This window comes from Pseudomonas sp. LAMO17WK12:I5 (genome assembly GCF_900215165.1).
Taxonomy (GTDB): Bacteria; Pseudomonadota; Gammaproteobacteria; order Pseudomonadales; family Pseudomonadaceae; genus Aquipseudomonas; species Aquipseudomonas putida_A.
Window position 1 is genome coordinate 16370 of sequence record NZ_OBDS01000011.1, and the last position, 15165, is coordinate 31534.

11 protein-coding genes are annotated in these 15165 nt (G+C 60.1%); 4 read left to right on the forward strand and 7 right to left on the reverse strand.

The genetic code is table 11. The features are described from left to right. Window positions 1-10: 10 nt before the first annotated feature. Window positions 11-2242 (reverse strand): autotransporter outer membrane beta-barrel domain-containing protein, encoded by a 2232-nt coding sequence (locus CRO59_RS19960; protein WP_097089428.1) that lies wholly within the window; start codon window positions 2240-2242, stop codon window positions 11-13. 510 nt (window positions 2243-2752) lie between these two features. On the opposite strand from CRO59_RS19960, the gene CRO59_RS19965 reads away from it, so the two are divergent. Both CRO59_RS19965 and CRO59_RS19970 read left to right on the forward strand, forming a co-directional pair. Continuing rightward, window positions 2753-4105 (forward strand): HipA domain-containing protein, encoded by a 1353-nt coding sequence (locus CRO59_RS19965; RefSeq protein WP_097089430.1) that lies wholly within the window; start codon window positions 2753-2755, stop codon window positions 4103-4105. Next, window positions 4102-4380 (forward strand): helix-turn-helix domain-containing protein, encoded by a 279-nt coding sequence (locus tag CRO59_RS19970; protein WP_027610348.1) that lies wholly within the window; start codon window positions 4102-4104, stop codon window positions 4378-4380. The genes CRO59_RS19965 and CRO59_RS19970 overlap by 4 nt, the downstream gene beginning before the upstream one ends. A 31-nt stretch (window positions 4381-4411) precedes the next feature. Here CRO59_RS19970 and CRO59_RS19975 read toward each other — a convergent pair whose 3' ends face one another. Both CRO59_RS19975 and CRO59_RS19980 read right to left on the reverse strand, forming a co-directional pair. After that, on the reverse strand, window positions 4412-5248 hold the full coding sequence (locus CRO59_RS19975; protein WP_027610349.1) for an amino acid ABC transporter permease: 837 nt from the start codon (window positions 5246-5248) through the stop codon (window positions 4412-4414). Beyond that, entirely contained in the window at window positions 5245-6066 is an 822-nt protein-coding gene (locus CRO59_RS19980; protein WP_027610350.1) for an ABC transporter substrate-binding protein, read from the reverse strand. Before CRO59_RS19980 ends, CRO59_RS19975 begins: the two co-directional genes overlap by 4 nt. A gap of 111 nt (window positions 6067-6177) precedes the next feature. On the opposite strand from CRO59_RS19980, the gene CRO59_RS19985 reads away from it, so the two are divergent. After that, window positions 6178-7077 (forward strand): homocysteine S-methyltransferase family protein, encoded by a 900-nt coding sequence (locus CRO59_RS19985; protein ID WP_097089431.1) that lies wholly within the window; start codon window positions 6178-6180, stop codon window positions 7075-7077. An 86-nt stretch (window positions 7078-7163) separates the two neighbouring features. Here the strand turns inward: CRO59_RS19985 and CRO59_RS19990 are convergent, their stop codons facing one another. Genes CRO59_RS19990 through CRO59_RS20000 form a run of 3 tightly spaced genes read right to left on the reverse strand, consistent with a single transcriptional unit; the run spans window position 7164 to window position 8928 of the window. Then, window positions 7164-7835 carry a GNAT family N-acetyltransferase gene (locus CRO59_RS19990; RefSeq protein ID WP_027610352.1) on the reverse strand — a complete coding sequence of 224 codons (672 nt, stop codon included), beginning with the start codon at window positions 7833-7835 and terminating at the stop codon, window positions 7164-7166. 12 nt (window positions 7836-7847) lie between these two features. Beyond that, on the reverse strand, window positions 7848-8294 hold the full coding sequence (locus CRO59_RS19995) for a GNAT family N-acetyltransferase (protein WP_097089433.1): 447 nt from the start codon (window positions 8292-8294) through the stop codon (window positions 7848-7850). Between the two features lie 10 nt (window positions 8295-8304). Beyond that, window positions 8305-8928, reverse strand: coding sequence for an FMN-binding negative transcriptional regulator (locus CRO59_RS20000; protein WP_097089435.1), 624 nt, complete (start codon window positions 8926-8928; stop codon window positions 8305-8307). A gap of 92 nt (window positions 8929-9020) precedes the next feature. Between CRO59_RS20000 and CRO59_RS20005 the strand changes: the two genes are divergently transcribed. Further along, the gene (locus CRO59_RS20005) at window positions 9021-10577 is read left to right on the forward strand and encodes a PLP-dependent aminotransferase family protein (RefSeq protein ID WP_097089437.1); all 1557 of its coding nucleotides are present in this window, start codon (window positions 9021-9023) and stop codon (window positions 10575-10577) included. Window positions 10578-10610: 33 nt separating this feature from the next. On the opposite strand, the gene CRO59_RS20010 is transcribed toward CRO59_RS20005, so the two are convergent. Beyond that, window positions 10611-15164: a hypothetical protein gene (locus CRO59_RS20010; RefSeq protein ID WP_097089438.1), complete on the reverse strand. Its 4554-nt coding sequence runs from the start codon at window positions 15162-15164 to the stop codon at window positions 10611-10613. Window position 15165 lies beyond the last annotated feature (1 nt).

The following is a 15165-nucleotide window of genomic DNA, read 5'->3' on the forward strand; positions in this document are numbered from 1 at the left end:
TCGCTTTGTGTCAGAACGCCATGCGCCACTGGCCCATCATGCCGTAACTGCGGCTGTCGCTACCGGCCTCGCCAGTGAGCCCAACGCCCAGAGTGTTACGGGCGGACAGGGTCAGATCCAGACCGGCGTCCAGCGTGAAGCTGTTGCGATCCATCTCGGCCCCGGCGACTTCAAAGCTTCTGCCACCCTTGACCAGTTGCTGGCGCGTTTCGTTATCGAGCTCGCCGTAGGTATGTTTCACGCTGGCGCTGAGACGTGGCGTCAACTGCATGCCGTTGGCCAGGTGACTGGTTTTCGCCAGGCGCAGGCCGACGGTGCTGCTCGGGTTCGCCCGGGTCTGCCCCTGAACCTTGAGCGCCGCATCGCCACCTTTCTCGGTGTAACCATCACGCTGATAGCGTTGATAACCGACACTGGCGAACGGTTCGAAGCTGACGTTGCCACGTCCCAGGTTGTAGCCGACTTCGGCAAACACCTGCTGGGTGCTGGCGTCATAGCTGCTCTTGAGGCGATCACTGAAACCATTGAAGGCAACGCGACGTTTGCCACTGCCGTCATGACTGCCGTACGCGGCGCCCAGGCGCAGGGCGAACGGGCCGTCCTGACGCAGCGCGTAGGCGCCGAGGTGCCAGCTGTCGAGATCACCGTCGAACTGCCGCGCATCGAAGCGGGTTTGCGCTTTTGCGCCCATCAGGCCGACATGCCATTGCTCGTCGATTCGCCAGTCGGCCCCCATGATCAGACCTTGAGTGGAATGCTTCAGGGCACTGTCGGCGTCCCGGTCGACCTTGCCGCCATTTCCCAGAGCCTGTAGCCAGACCCGCCCATTGCCTTCGCCGCCAGCCGCCAGACGCGGTGTATTCCCCGACCCCTGCGCTCCGATGCGGTTGTCCAGTTGGTGCATGGCCGAGAGCATGCTGGCGTTGAGCGGATTGACGCTGCTCAATGTGGCTTTGGCAAGGTTGGCGTTGTTGCTGGCGGCGAGTTGTTCGAGAGCCACGCTGGCCGTCGGCTTGCTGGCGCCGAGCAGGGCCGTGACGGCAGTATTTTGAGGTGTGGCCGCGCTTATGGTTTTGCCTGGTTGGCGAGGTGCCCCAGGCTCTTGAGGTTGCTGAGGTTGCTGAGGTTGCTGAGGTTGCTGAGGTTGCTGAGGTTGCTGAGGTTGCTGAGGTTGCTGAGGTTGCTGAGGTTGCTGAGGGGTGGAGGGTGTCTCGTCAATGCTTTGCGCGAGCGCCTGACTATTCTGCGTGGTCGCAAGGCTTTCAAGCGGCACATCGTTACGGGCATAGAGCAATCCCACTCGTTGTGCTTCGTAGTGCAGCGTCGGGATCATGTATGCCAGATCGTTTTCAACGGTGCCAAACTGCCCCTCAATCTTTCCCGCTTCCAGAACGGTGTGCTGACTGCTTTGCGGGTAGTCGCCGGCGGTGACGAGTTTCAGGGTGGCGTCACCCAAATGAGCGGTTCCTTTTACGACCACCGTCTGACTGTTGCCGGAAGCATCCACGGCATAGGCCAGCACGGCAGAACGGGCCAGGCGCAGATCTCCCGCGACCTTGGGGGCGCCGTAGACATCGTCGACGGTCATGCGTCCGTACACGTTCAAATGATTAACCGCACCATTCCCGGCTATATGGGCGTTTTCCTGAACATCCACCATGCCGTCAATCAGGCCCTGGTTGGTCAGGTCACCGCCAGACGCGACAGTGGCGCCGCCATTGATCGCACCTTTGTTGATCAAGATGCCCTCGGTCACTGCCGAGCCCAGAATTTGCCCGTCGTTGACCAGCAATGCCTTTGGATGAACCAGTACGCCGAGGCTGAAATCTCCCGGTCCGCTGCGTGTCCAGCTCCCGCGCCTGACCTCCAGCCCATTGAAGTTACGGGTTTCACCCAGCACGCCTTTCTTGTTCGCGTCGAGTTGCAGCAGGTTGTCGCCCCCGCCCCCGTCGACCAGGCCGGCGAAACTGCCTCGAGATTGCACGGTGACAAGGTCATTGCGCGCATCGAGCGCGAGCGCCACACCCTCCTGTGCCGGATAGGCTTTGCTGACCTTCAGTTGAACGGTGTCCGGATGATTGGCGAAAGCGTTGATCGCTGATTTGAATGTTGCAGGGGATGCGGGAGAGATGCCTTGAGTGTCGGGCGGTGTGTCCTGAGCCATGGACAGATCAGCACATCCCATGGCCAGAGTAATGGCCAGTGTCAGGTGTTTTGGTCGAAAGTGGAATTGAACGGGCATCGAGTTCAGCCTCTCGTGGAAGGAGGCCAAACTCTAAGTTGGAGCCGGCAGGCACCGATGTCAGCCGGATCGCTCGGTGCTGCGGGCTACGTCTGTTTGATCTGCGGAAAAGAGCGGCTCGACAAAAATTGGCGGATTGCGTCGTGCCGTCGCGTTGTCTTTTCCTACAAATCGGATTGCCATTAGCCGCTTGTAATGATCAGAAACTCATCTGCCACTGCCCGATTAACCCGTGGTTGCGGCTGTTGCTGCCAATCTCGCCGCTGCAGGGCGAGAAAGGCATGGATGGAGGGCCTTTTGTTATTAGTGGGCCGTCCGTATATCGAGGGGTTCTTACAGAATGAAGTCGGAGGATGACCTGCATTATTTTGCGTTCAGATGATCTTAAGCTCAGTCGTATCTGCATTTTGTTGCATATTGCAACGCCCCATCATCCGTCGAAATGCACTATATTGCATCTATGGGCAATAAACCCCTTGTTTAAATGCAATTAAATGCAGGTGTTGAGACATGTACGACCTGACATTACAGATATTCAGTGCTGGAAAATGGCACGACGCAATGATTCTAAGGTTCGACAATCCTGAAAAGGGGTTCGAAAGTCGCTGCAGTTTCGGCTACGAGACGCCATACCTTGTCGAAAATGTTGAAGCCATAGGCTCTCCGTTTTCCAAGGCCGTCAGTGCGTTGTATCCATTGGATTGGGAAGGGCGACGCTCCAGTACGCCCGCATTTGTCTATGACATTGCCCCCGCAGGAGCGGCAAAAAGATTTCTGCTTGCGCGTCTGGGGCAGGAGAAACCGGCGCATATCGGTGCCGATCTGTATCTGCTCGGCCAGAGCACTCCAGCCCCCATTGGCAATATGCGCATAAAAGAGTCGGCCGAGGCTGTCGATGAGCGTGAGCCCATCGGATTCAAGCGTGAGGATGTTGTTCACCGCGACAGTCGCTTTCCGGAATATGCCTATGAGCAAGGCGCGGCAATTGGTGGTGCTACAGGGGCAGGCGGTGAAGCACCGAAGCTATTGTTGGCTGAAAACAAGGCCGGCCTTTTGTACCCCGATGCGGTATTGGGCGATCAAGAGGTCAGGCAGCATTGGTTTATAAAATTTGCCAGAAACAAAGGAAGTCTGGTCGATCAAGATATCCTGCGCAGCGAGTTCCATTACTACAAGGCGCTTCAGAAACTCGGCATTGAAACGATCGCGGTAGAAGGTTTGGCATTAGAAGAAGCGAGTAAGCCGAGCTTGTGGATGCAGCGCTTTGATCGAGAAGTAACGAACGGTGAAGTCAGTCGTTTTGCTGTCGAGTCGATTTACTCGCTGGCTGAAGTAACGGCGCCGGGAAGTGCAATGAACCATATGGATGTCATCCGCATGCTCGCCGGGCTCTGGCGAAAAGCAGGGCAGGCCAGTCAGATCCCCGAACTTGTGACGGATTACTTACGTCGGGACCTGATCAACAAGATCCTCGGTAACTCGGATAACCATGGTCGTAACACCGCGATAATTCGGCAGGAAAGTTCGTTTCGTCTGGCGCCGATTTATGACTTGGCCCCGATGGTCATGGATGACGAGGGTGTGACCCGGACAACCAAATGGCCAAAAGATCTGGAGAGGGCGGGAGAGGTCGATTGGCGGGGAGTGTGCCGCGCATTGGCTGATATCACCGATCCCAAAGACCCTTTGGCAGGCTTGACCGACGCGTCAGATCCTTTCGAACGCTTGCGTGAAGATGCCCAGCGTCTGGCGGCGCTCCCCGACATATTGACGGCGAGCGGTTTGCCCGACAGAACCATGAACCACCCGGGAATCCATCTGAAAAATCTGGAGCAACGTTTGAAAGAGTGGGATCTGAAATGAGCATGACAGTAGCCGAACGCACGGTGCTCATCGAAAACATTCAAGAGGCGCTGGCACAAGGGACACTGGAGATCGGTGAAGCGGTTCGTCGTCTACGTGTGGAAGTGACCGGCCTGCATCAAACCCAGTTTGCCAGGATGTGCAAAATATCGGTTCGCACGCTGGTGCATATCGAGCACGGCGAGGGCAATCAGACATTGAAATCGTTGAATGCGGTGTTTCGTCCGTTTGGACTGAAAATGGGCGTGGTGCGGATCCGACGAGAGATCAATTAAAACCCGCCTCTGGCGCAAGGTGCTGGTTACCCTAGCTACGCCGCACATAAGCCTTGCCGTAATGCCGCTCCATGCGCGCCTGGATCAGTTCCAGACCGATCGACATCAGCCAGTAAATGATTGCCGCTGTGGTCAGCATCTCGATGTAGCGGTAGCTCGAGCGTCCGTAGGACTGCGCCAGAAACATCACTTCCCAGACGCCCATCACCGAGATCAGTGACGAATCCTTGAGCATCGAGATGAACTGGTTGGTGGTCGGCGGGATGATCGTGCGCATCGCCTGGGGCAGGGTGATGCGCCAGAAGATCACGCTCTCGCGCATGCCCAGCGCCAGCGAAGCTTCGCGTTGGCCGTAGGGCACGCCGAGGATGCCGGCGCGGAAAATTTCGCTGAGGTAGGCGCCGTAGTTAAGTGACAGGGCAATGATCCCGGCCACCACTGCACCGGGCACCACGCCCAATTGCGGCAGGCCGAGGTAGATCAACAGGATCTGGATCAGCAGCGGCGTGCCGCGAAAGAACGAGGTGTAGAAACTGGCGATCCCGAATGCCACGGCGCTTTTCGACAGGCGCGCGAGGGCGGTGACGAAGCCCAGCAAGGACGAGGCGACGATCGCGCAGGCGCAGAGAAACAGGGTCAGTGCCGCGCCCTGCAGAAAGCCGTTGGGCGCCAGGTGCACGCCGAGCAGATTCGGCAGCTTGTCGAGGATGATCGAGAGCTTCAGGTCGAAGCTGAGGAAAAAACCGGCAAACAGGCTGAACATCGCCGCCCAGGTCAGGTACAGGCGCGTGCGGAAACCAAGCAGCCGTTGCAGGCGCGATTCAGCCACCGGTTGCGGCGGCTGTGGAGGTGTCGGGAAGGCAGTCATTGGCTGATATCGGCGCCGATCCATTTCTGCGACAGCTTGCTCAGCGTGCCGTCCTGCTTGAGTTGCGCAAACACCTCGCGCACCTTGGCGTCCCACTCGGCATCACCTTTTTCGATGGCCACCGAGTTCGGCTCCGAGTACAGCGGCGCGCCCGCCAGTTTGAAACGCTGATCCTGATTCAGGCGCGGCTGCGCGGTCACCAGATTGGTGAGGATGGCGTCCAGGCGCACACCGGCGCCCAGGCCCAGATCCTGGAAGGCGACGTTGTCGGTATCGTACGGGGCGATCTGCACATCCTCGAACGGGTACTCCAGGCGCGTGTCTTCTGCGCCTTCGATGACCAGATTCTTGTTCAGATAGCTTTCGTAGCTGGAGGCGCTGGTCAGGCCGACTTTCTTGCCGCTCAAGTCTTTGGCGCCGTGGATGCGATCGTCCTTGGCGTTGACCACGATCACGGCGGGCGAGGCGTAGTACTCGACCGGGAAATCGAACACTTCGGCGCGCGCCTTGCTCGGGGTCATGGAGCAGATGCAGATGTCATAGCGCCCGCTCCAGCGGCCGGCAGCGATCACGTCCCAGGATGGTGTTTCGAGGCGCAGCTTGACCCCCAGCTTGTCCGCAACGGCTTTGGCGACGTCCACGTCGAAGCCGTCGAGCTGATTCTGCTCATTGAGAAACGAAAAGGGTGGGTAGCTTTCCATCAGCACGCCGACCAGTTGTTTTTTCTGTTCAACGCGATCGAGTGTGGCGCCGCCGAAGGCTTGAGTGGACGCGGCCAGAATCGTCAGGCCCAGGGCCAGTAGCGGTTGAAGTTTCACAGTCGACACCTGAAAAAAAGGGGTTGTTATTAACCGAATGGTGCGTATTAAATAGTTATAAGAACCACTCTGGTAGTGAGTAATTTTCATAAGCATATGAGCGAAAAGCATATGGGCACAGCAAGCACGGTAATTCTCGATGGCGGCATGGGCCGTGAGTTGCAACGCGCCGGGGCGCCGTTTCGGCAGCCCGAGTGGTCGGCGCTGGCCCTGATCGAAGCACCGCAAGCTGTCGAAGCGGTGCACGCCGCCTACATCGCCAGCGGCGCCAATGTGATCACCAGCAACAGCTATGCGGTCGTGCCGTTTCACATCGGCGAGGCGCGGTTTGCCGCTGAAGGTCAGGCACTGGCGGCGTTGGCCGGAGAGCTGGCGCAGCGTGCGGTGCAGGCCTCGGGCAAAGCGGTGCGAGTGGCCGGTTCGTTGCCGCCGCTGTTCGGCTCCTATCGCCCGGATCTGTTCGAAGCGGCGCGGGTGAACGAATTGCTGACGCCACTGGTAACCGGCCTGGCGCCACATGTCGACCTGTGGCTGGCGGAAACCCAGAGCTCGATCATCGAGGCGCGTTCCATTCGCGCCAGTCTGCCGCAGGACGGCAAACCGTTCTGGCTGTCGTTTACTTTGAAGGATGAAGACACCGACGAGGTGCCACGTCTGCGTTCCGGCGAACCGGTGGCCGAAGCAGCGGCGGTGGCGGCGGAATTGGGCGTCGAGACGCTGCTGTTCAACTGCAGCCAGCCGGAAGTGATCGGTGCGGCGATTGATGCGGCGCGCGATACCTTCGAACGCCTGGGTGTGCAGATTCACATCGGCGCGTATGCCAACGCGTTTCCACCGCAACCGAAAGAGGCGACCGCCAACGACGGCCTCGACCCGTTGCGCGACGATCTGGATCCGCCGGGGTATCTGCACTGGGCGAAGGATTGGCAGCAGCGGGGCGCCAGCCATTTGGGCGGTTGCTGCGGGATCGGGCCGGAACACATCGCGGTGTTGGCGCAGAAACTGGTGTAAATAAGCATCAAAAGATCGCAGTCAGCGGCAGCTCAGCTACACCCTGTAGGAGTTGCCGCAGGCTGCGATCTTTTACATTTACAGACTCAGGAACGGCACTCGATCAAACCTTTCACCTGCCCGGTCGGCGTCTGGTTGGCATCGCTCAACCACTGCTCGAACCCTGTCGCAATCGCCGGCCACTCCGAATCCACAATCGAATACCACGCGGTATCGCGGTTCTGGCCCTTGACCACCATGTGCTGACGGAACACGCCTTCGAAGCTGAAACCCAGACGTTCGGCGGCGTATTTGGAGCGGGCGTTGCCGTTGTTGCACTTCCACTCCAGGCGACGATAGCCCTGTTCGAAGGCGTATTTGGCCAACAGGTAAACCGCTTCGGTACTCTTCGGTGAACGTTGCATTGGCGCACCGAAGGTGACGTGGCCGATCTCGATGCGCCCCTGCGCCGGGACGATCGACATCAGGCTCAGAATGCCTTGCACCTGGCCCGTGACGCGGTCGATCACGCTGAAGAAATACGGATCGCTGCTGGCCGCATGGTTGTTCAGCCAGTCATTGAAAACGCTGCGTTGCGGGAACGGCCCATAGGGCAAGTAATCCCACAGCTTCGGGTCGGCGCCGGGGCCTTCGAGGGCGTTGAACAACTCGTCGCCGTGGCGCGCCGGGTCGAGGCGTTCCAGGCGGATGAAGCGGCCTTCGAGCAAGGTGGCGGTGGGGGCGGGGACGCCTTTCCAGTCGGCAAGTGCAGTGGTCATGTACGCGGCTCCTTAAATGGCTTTGCGAAACTGGATGAATCCCGGGCGCTCGGCGATGCGCTCGTAGAGCTGAATCGCGGTGGCATTGGTTTCGTGGGTCAGCCAATGCACTTTGCAGCAACCGTCGGCCTTGGCAGTGGCGTAGACGTGTTCGATCAGCAAGCGACCGACGCCGGTGCCACGAGTCTCCGGCGCCACCAGCAGGTCCTGCAGGTAGCAGGAGTTTTCGATGCTCCAATTGGAGCGGTGATAAATGAAATGCACCATGCCCACTGCTTTGCCGTCAGCCCAGGCGAGGGCGGCGTGGGTCGGCTCGCTCGGGTCGAGGAAACGCTGCCAGGTGCTCTGCGTGACGGCGTCCGGCAACTCGGTATTGTAGAAGCGCAGGTAGGCCTGCCACAGCGGCAACCAGGCGGCGTGATCACCGGCGGTCACCGGGCGGATCTGGATCTGACTCATGCTGATTTCCTTAACGCATCAAGTGGGCGAGGGTTCGGTCGGCGATGTCGGGGCTGGCAGCCAGGCCTTCGCGCACGCCGGCAATGTCTTCGGCGCTGCGGTTCTGGCTGAGCTTGCGCTTGCCTTCGAGGCGGTCGATGGGAATAGCGAAACCGACGATGGCCTTGAGCATGCCGTCGATGTAGTCGGCCGGCGCATCGTCGACCTTCCATGGTTGTGCGCGACCGGCTTCATGGCGATCAGTCAGCGTGCTGACGATGTCGAGCAGGCGCCCGCCGTCGCTGAAGGTTTCGGCGTGACCGTAGGCGTGCACGGCGACGTAGTTCCAGGTCGGCACGACTTTGCCGTGCTCAGTCTTGCTTGGGTAAAACCCCGGGCTGACGTAGGCGTCGGGGCCGGCAAATATCAGCATCGCTTCAGCGCCGTCGCGCAGGTCTTTCCATTGCGGATTGGCTTTGGCCAGGTGCCCGTACAGCGTGCCGTTCGGGCCTTGTTCGCGGTGCAGCAGCACTGGCACGTGGCTGGCTTGAAGGCCGTTTTCACCGTGGCTCACCAGAATCGCGAGACGGCTGGCGAGGATCAGTTCGTGCAGTTGCGACAGTTCGTCGATGGCAAAGGCGCGGGGCGTGTACATGGATAGATTTTCCTTGGCGAATGCCTGCATCCTAGGCAGGCTATTGGTCTGTTGTAAGAGCCATTGATGACCAATTTCATAGGTCCATTGTCATGCCCGAATCGCCCACGCTGTCCATGCCGTTTAATCCGGCCGGTATCGAGCTCGACCGCCGTCAGGGTTTGAGCCGCCAGCTCTATCAGGCGCTGCGCCTGCGGGTGCTGGACGGGCGTCTGGCCAGTGGCACGCGGCTGCCGGCCAGCCGTGATCTGGCGGCGGCATTGGCGATTTCCCGCAACAGCGTGGTGCGCGCCTACGATCAGTTGTACGCCGAAGGCTTCATCGAGGGCCGCGTCGGGGACGGCACGTATGTGGCGCAATTGCCGCAAAGCGCATTGCCCACAAAAAAACTATCCACAAAAGTATCCACAGGGTTTTCAACAAGCTTACCCACAGCCTTATCCACAAATTGGCTGGATTTACCTGTGGTTCCATCCAGTAAAGTTATCCACAGCGATGCATTGCGGCGGGTTGAAAACAATCATCTGGCCCTGCCACCCAGTGGTCCGCCGCGTGCTTTTCGGGTCGGCGTTCCAGCCTTCGATCTGTTCCCGTTTGACGTCTGGGCCAAGCTGAACGCGGCTTTCTGGCGCAAGCCGGATTTGCAGCAGTTGTGTTATGGCGATCCGGCGGGCGATGCGCGGTTGCGCGGGATGATCGCGGCCTATTTGCGCAGCTCACGGGGCATGCAGTGCACGGCTGAGCAAATTGTGATCACCAGTGGCGCACAGCAGGGCATAAGCCTTTGTGCACAGTTGCTGGTAGCGCCGGGCGACGGCGTAGCGATTGAAAATCCCGGGTATCGAGCGGCCGGTCATGCCTTCGCCGTGGCCGGTGCCCGGTTGCACGGGGTGGCGGTGGACAGCGAGGGAATCGACTGTCAGCAACTGGCAGGACTGACCGATTGCCGCCTTATCTATGTCACGCCATCCCACCAGTACCCCACGGGGGTGGTAATGAGTCTGGCCCGCCGCCTCGAATTGCTGGCCTGGGCCGAGCGCACGCAGGGCTGGATCGTCGAGGATGATTACGATGGCGAGTATCGTTACAGCGGCGCGCCGCTGGCGCCTTTGGCCGCTCTCGATCGACAGGGGCGAGTGCTGTATGTCGGCACGTTCGGCAAGGTCGCGTTCCCGGCGTTGCGCCTGGGGTATCTGGTGTTGCCGCCGGGGTTGGTGGAGGCATTTGCGCAAAGGCGTGCGGTGGATGTGCGTCACTCCGAAGTCAGTACCCAGGCGGTGATGGCCGAGTTCATGGCCGCCGGGCATTTCCAGCGGCACATCCGACGCATGCGCCGCGCGGCGCTGAGCCGACGCAATGTCCTGCTCGGTGGCTGGCCGCAGAAAATTCCGGGCGTCGGCCAGTTGCCCGGCGTTGCCGCCGGGCTGCACCTGACCGTGCCGGTCGCCAGTGTGGCGCGTGAAAGCCAACTGATCGAACTGGCGCGTAGCGTTGACGTCGAGATCAATGGTCTGAGCAGCTATTGGCTGCCTGATTCCACGACCCCGGTCGACCAGCGCGCCGGACTGGTGCTGGGCTTTGCCGCGGTGCCTGAGCGCGCAATCGAAGCGGCGCTCGAGCGTTTGCGAACCGTGTGGCACACCCTCTGAAGCGGGCGCGGATCGACGCGCCCGACGGCGGTATCACGGTTGTGCTTCGAGTTGCAGGAACAGGCTCGGATCGCCAATCCGGCGCAGCACGTAATCGATTGGCGTCAGACTTGTCAGAGCCTGTCGACGTTCTGCGCTGAGGGTCTTCAAATGCGCATCGGCGATTTTCAGGTGCGCCGCGGTGAATTGTTCCGGCGCGGCTTCGGGCGAGTCGTAGTGAAAATGCGCGAGCCATAACGGCTGATCATGCTGGGTGCTGTCGAGTATCTGATACTCCTGAAAATAATCCTGGCGCTTTTTGGTCTTGATCCGGCCCTGGACGTTCCTGACGATCCGTACCTGATGATTGTCCAGCAACCATTGCAAATAGGCTTGTCGAGGTTGGCGGTCCTTGAGCAGACTGGCGCGCACGGCGATGCCTTGAGCACGTAACCGGATCGCGGCGCTGTTGAGTTCCGCACTCAAGTTGCCCACCGGCAACCGCGTGCCTCCAGAGGCGACAATGCGTGCCTGCGCCTGTTCGACGCTGGCAGCAATCTGTTCCAGTCGCCGAGCCTGCTGATCGAACAGATCCTGCATGTCTGCCGGTATGCGGTTGGGCCTCAGAGCGTCACGCCGGGTCCGGTCAATGAACGCCTGCACTCGCTCATTCTGGTTCAGGGCATCGGCAATGAACTCGATGTCGCCCACCTGCGTCGTCGGGGAGGCGGTGGGTCTGACGGGAAGCATTTCTTCCAGAGGTGATTCGCTGGCGGCTGCGGGCCTGGCGGGCGCAGGGTCACGAGGCCGGCTTTTGGTGACCTTGCCAACCGGTCGGGACGGTCCTGCGACAGAGGGGCCCGGTGTGGCCGGCGTGCTGCGGGCTCCGGTTTCCGGCAGCAGTTCGCTCAGTTGCTCCTGCGCCAGTTGTCTGAATTCGCCGAGCAAGCTTCTTAGCCGCGTCAGTTCTGCCGCAACCACCATGCCCGGATATTCGCCTGGCAAGTCCCCCAGACGCTGATCGGCATCGACATAGACATCAATCAGTCGGCTCAGACGATCAATGCGCAGCGCAGTGCTGTCGCCGTTGTCGGGTTTCCTGATCAGGGCGGCATGGCGGTGTGTGGCGGTGGCGGCTTCGATTATCAGCCAACCGGTGGCTTCCCGCGCCGCTTCGGTGGCTGTTTCCTGCATGCACAACTCGTGAGACATGCCGATGGCATTGGATTTCAGGTCCCACTGGTTAAACGCCGGGAGCAGTTGGCGCAAGCGTTGCGCGGTGGTCATGCCTGCACTGCCGATGGTGTCGAGGGTTTCCAAGGAGGTACGGGAAAGCTGCAGGCGGGCGATCATGTCCTGGCTCAACGCCAGAGCCTGGTGCAGTTCCTCGTTGTAACTTTGCAGCGCTTGCGGTGTATCGATGACCGTGTGTTGAGCCAATTTACGGGTCAATACTGCGTAAGCGTTGCGTTTGAGAACGAACCAGAGGCTGAGGTTTTTTTGCAGCAAAGTGGTCATGCGCTGCAATTCGACGAAATAGCCATCGCTCCCCCCTTTGAGGCGCCATTGGCCGAGTATTTTCAAGGCCTCGTCGTAATCCCCGATCAGCTTTTCGACGTGTTCAAGGTAACGCCGGGTCGCCTCTTCGTGGGCTTGTCCGGAGGCGCCAAGCATGGCTGACTGGGCTTGTTCCAGAGCAGCGTTGCCGACGGCTTCCTGATTTCTGAATGCTTCCAGAGCCGTACCGAGCTGGTTCCTCTGGGTTTCCTTTTCCTTGCGCTGGGCCTTGAGCTGACTTTGCAGGCTGGTGCCCCCGGCGCCACCGCGCAGACGCAGTCGGGTATCCACGAACCATTGGCCTTGCTGGTTGTGAATCAGCAGCGGACCGGTTTTTGACGGTGTCTGCGGATCAACGATTTGCACCTGCTGGTCATCGTTTTCAATCACGCGGAACCAGCGATCGCCCGCCTGCGCATAGGTGCTGGTAGCGAGGCGATACAGGGTCGCCTTGCCGCGCAGCAGGGTTTCCACGGCGGCTGCCGTGAGGTCGGGAGCCGGCACGGCCAGAGTATTCAGAAACGTTGCCAAGGCACCGGGCGAACGCCGGGGCACCGAGCCGTAGGCTTCAAGCGAGGAGTAATGGCTGGCCGGGAGTTGGTCCTTCAGCAGCGTGGTGACGTGTGTAACCGTGGGCGGGACAGGCGCTTGTGCAGGGGCGGTCTGGATCCGGGGCAGTCCTTCGCTTTCGATATCGCTTGCGCCTTCGCTGCGCAACGCTGTGCGGGGGCCGGTTGTGCGTTGGGTGGCCGCATGATGGGCCAGGATCATGCCCAGGTTCAGCAACATATCGGCAACCGCGCTCCACTGGGCGTGGGTATCGCCACGGTTGTGGGCATCCACGACCTGATCGATTTCGCTGATGCTTTGCCAGACCCAGATCGCCGCGCCTGCCGGGCCGCAGAGAAAGTTCGCGGCAACGTTGAACAACGCCCACCCGCTGTCTCGCAGCAAGGCCCAGCGGCGTTGCGCATTGGACAACGACTGTCGGTCGGCGAGTTCGGCCATCGCCAGTGCATGGGTCTTGAACAGCACCGGGAACACGTCGCCAGTCAGCGCCGTGGAGGCAAGCCCGACCGGCCCGGCCCACTTGACGCTGGTCCAGGGCTCGGCGAGCAATTGCGCGCCCAGCCACGGACTGGGCAGACCGATGGGGAAGGTGTATTGGGCATATTTGAAGCTGGTTTGGGAATCCGCCAGCCACGCCAGCACCGAATCTCTCAGTTCGCCTGGCTGATGGACGGCGTACAGCAGGTTTTGCGTTGAAGGGAATTGCAGCAATGGCTGCTCAAGCAACGGACGATACAGCAGGCATGGCCCGGCTCCAGGCAGACGCGGAGCAATGATGAACATGTTGGTGACAACATCGCCAACAGTCTCCCCGGCATGGATAAACGTCAGCGGACGAATGACCACAGTGTGTGGATGACCGGGTATCGGTTTGAGCCACTCCTGGACACAGCGATAACCCTGCTCATCCACGCCGCCGAGGCGACGCAGCTTGGATTCCAGTGCAATCAGCGGCAGCAGTGCGTGCAACTGGCGGATGTAAAAGCGCTGCTGCAGGGGGGCCTGCTGCGGATCGTTGATCAGTCTGTCCCTGATCAAGCCGGGGTATACCTCACCCATGTCGATCTTGTTTGCCATCTTCGTCAGGTAGGCGACAGTCAGCCACTGCGGCAGCGCTTGTGGCGGGTCGAATTGCAGAGTCGCCAGATACGGCGTGCGGTTTTGCAAGGCGTACTCGCCCAGGGTTTCGACATGGGTGTCATGCGGATCGGGCAGTGTCACGCCTCCCGATTCGAAGCTGTTGGTGATGCGGATTTGCAATTTGTCCAAAGGCAGCCCGGCCGCCGATGGCTGATCGGCAATGATCGCCTCACGCATGCAATTGCGTGCATAGGTATCGATCGGCGGGATTGGCAACAGCGCCTTGTCTGCCTGCCGGTACAACTGGCCCAGCGCATTGATCGATTGGCTGTATTGATCGAGCTCGGAAGCCGAAGCGTCGAGCAACCAGTCGGGTATCGAATCATCGAGGTCGATGAGGGTGTTTTTCTGCGGTTCGCTGGCTTGCTCGATCAGGGGCAGAAGGGAGGAGCCGTCCTCGCTTTCCTCGTCGAGACTTTGTCGGGTGATTGCCCGGATGGCATCGAGCTGGTTGGCAATCAGGACCCACGCCATGTGGTCGAAAAAATTGCCCTCGGGTTCGAACAACTGCCACTGCAGATTCTGTCCGGCCGGCAACAGTTCGATACGCTGCGGCAGTGATTCACCCAGTTGCTGCAGAGAGTCGAATGTCTCGTAACCATCTTCCACGGTGTACATCATGACCAGATCGCGCAGGCCATAGCGTCCGAAAATCACCACGGCGCCGCCCAGAATCAGGTGCCGGGCAGCGCCTTGAGCATCGACCGAGTCGATGTCGATCAGGCACACCCGGATGTCCGACAGTGTTATGTCGTGACGCTGGCGCTCCTGTTTGTCCGGGCGCCGCGAAATCGCCCGGGCGACCAGGCACTGTTCATCGTCCCAGCCCTCGGCGTTATGGACGTTCAGGGCTTCGCGCAGGGCATCGGAGAGTTCTTGCCAGCGCGGCAATTGGCGTCGGGTGCTGTTCCAGTAATCCAGCTGTCGCTCGGCGAAGGCAACAAACAACAGGGGCGCATAATCGTTGAGCAGATCGGCAATGGCCTCGATATCGACATCCATATGCACCACTGGCGTGGCCTGGTGGTTCAAGGTCAGAAAGTGTTCACCCTCCAGATAGTTGGCGCTGGAGCCGTTGAAAAATTGCCGGACGAGTGCCTCTGTCAGTGATTCAAATCGGGTCTGCAGGGCCACTCGTTCCGCGTTCAGCCATTGCCATTGTGGCGTGCCGATCATGGCCTGCTCGGGATCGATCTTGCGTCGTGGATATAGCGCTTCGAGCGCCTGACGCAGCACTGCGCTGGCGACTTCATCGACCGTGGGCCCGCGACTGGTCTGATGGACGATCTGGCTCTTTTGCAGCAATGCATGGGTTTCGGTGTTCGCTGAATGCTCAGTCATT

Excerpts from the sequence above, each read along its gene's own strand:
- CRO59_RS19970 (WP_027610348.1), top strand. The coding sequence starts at position 4,102 with ATGAGCATGACAGTAGCCGAACGCACGGTGCTCATCGAAAACATTCAA.
- CRO59_RS19960 (WP_097089428.1), bottom strand. The coding sequence starts at position 2,242 with ATGCCCGTTCAATTCCACTTTCGACCAAAACACCTGACACTGGCCATT.
- CRO59_RS20000 (WP_097089435.1), bottom strand. The coding sequence starts at position 8,928 with ATGTACACGCCCCGCGCCTTTGCCATCGACGAACTGTCGCAACTGCAC.
- CRO59_RS20010 (WP_097089438.1), bottom strand. The coding sequence starts at position 15,164 with ATGACTGAGCATTCAGCGAACACCGAAACCCATGCATTGCTGCAAAAG.
- CRO59_RS19965 (WP_097089430.1), top strand. The coding sequence starts at position 2,753 with ATGTACGACCTGACATTACAGATATTCAGTGCTGGAAAATGGCACGAC.
- CRO59_RS19975 (WP_027610349.1), bottom strand. The coding sequence starts at position 5,248 with ATGACTGCCTTCCCGACACCTCCACAGCCGCCGCAACCGGTGGCTGAA.
- CRO59_RS20005 (WP_097089437.1), top strand. The coding sequence starts at position 9,021 with ATGCCCGAATCGCCCACGCTGTCCATGCCGTTTAATCCGGCCGGTATC.
- CRO59_RS19990 (WP_027610352.1), bottom strand. The coding sequence starts at position 7,835 with ATGACCACTGCACTTGCCGACTGGAAAGGCGTCCCCGCCCCCACCGCC.
- CRO59_RS19985 (WP_097089431.1), top strand. The coding sequence starts at position 6,178 with ATGGGCACAGCAAGCACGGTAATTCTCGATGGCGGCATGGGCCGTGAG.
- CRO59_RS19995 (WP_097089433.1), bottom strand. The coding sequence starts at position 8,294 with ATGAGTCAGATCCAGATCCGCCCGGTGACCGCCGGTGATCACGCCGCC.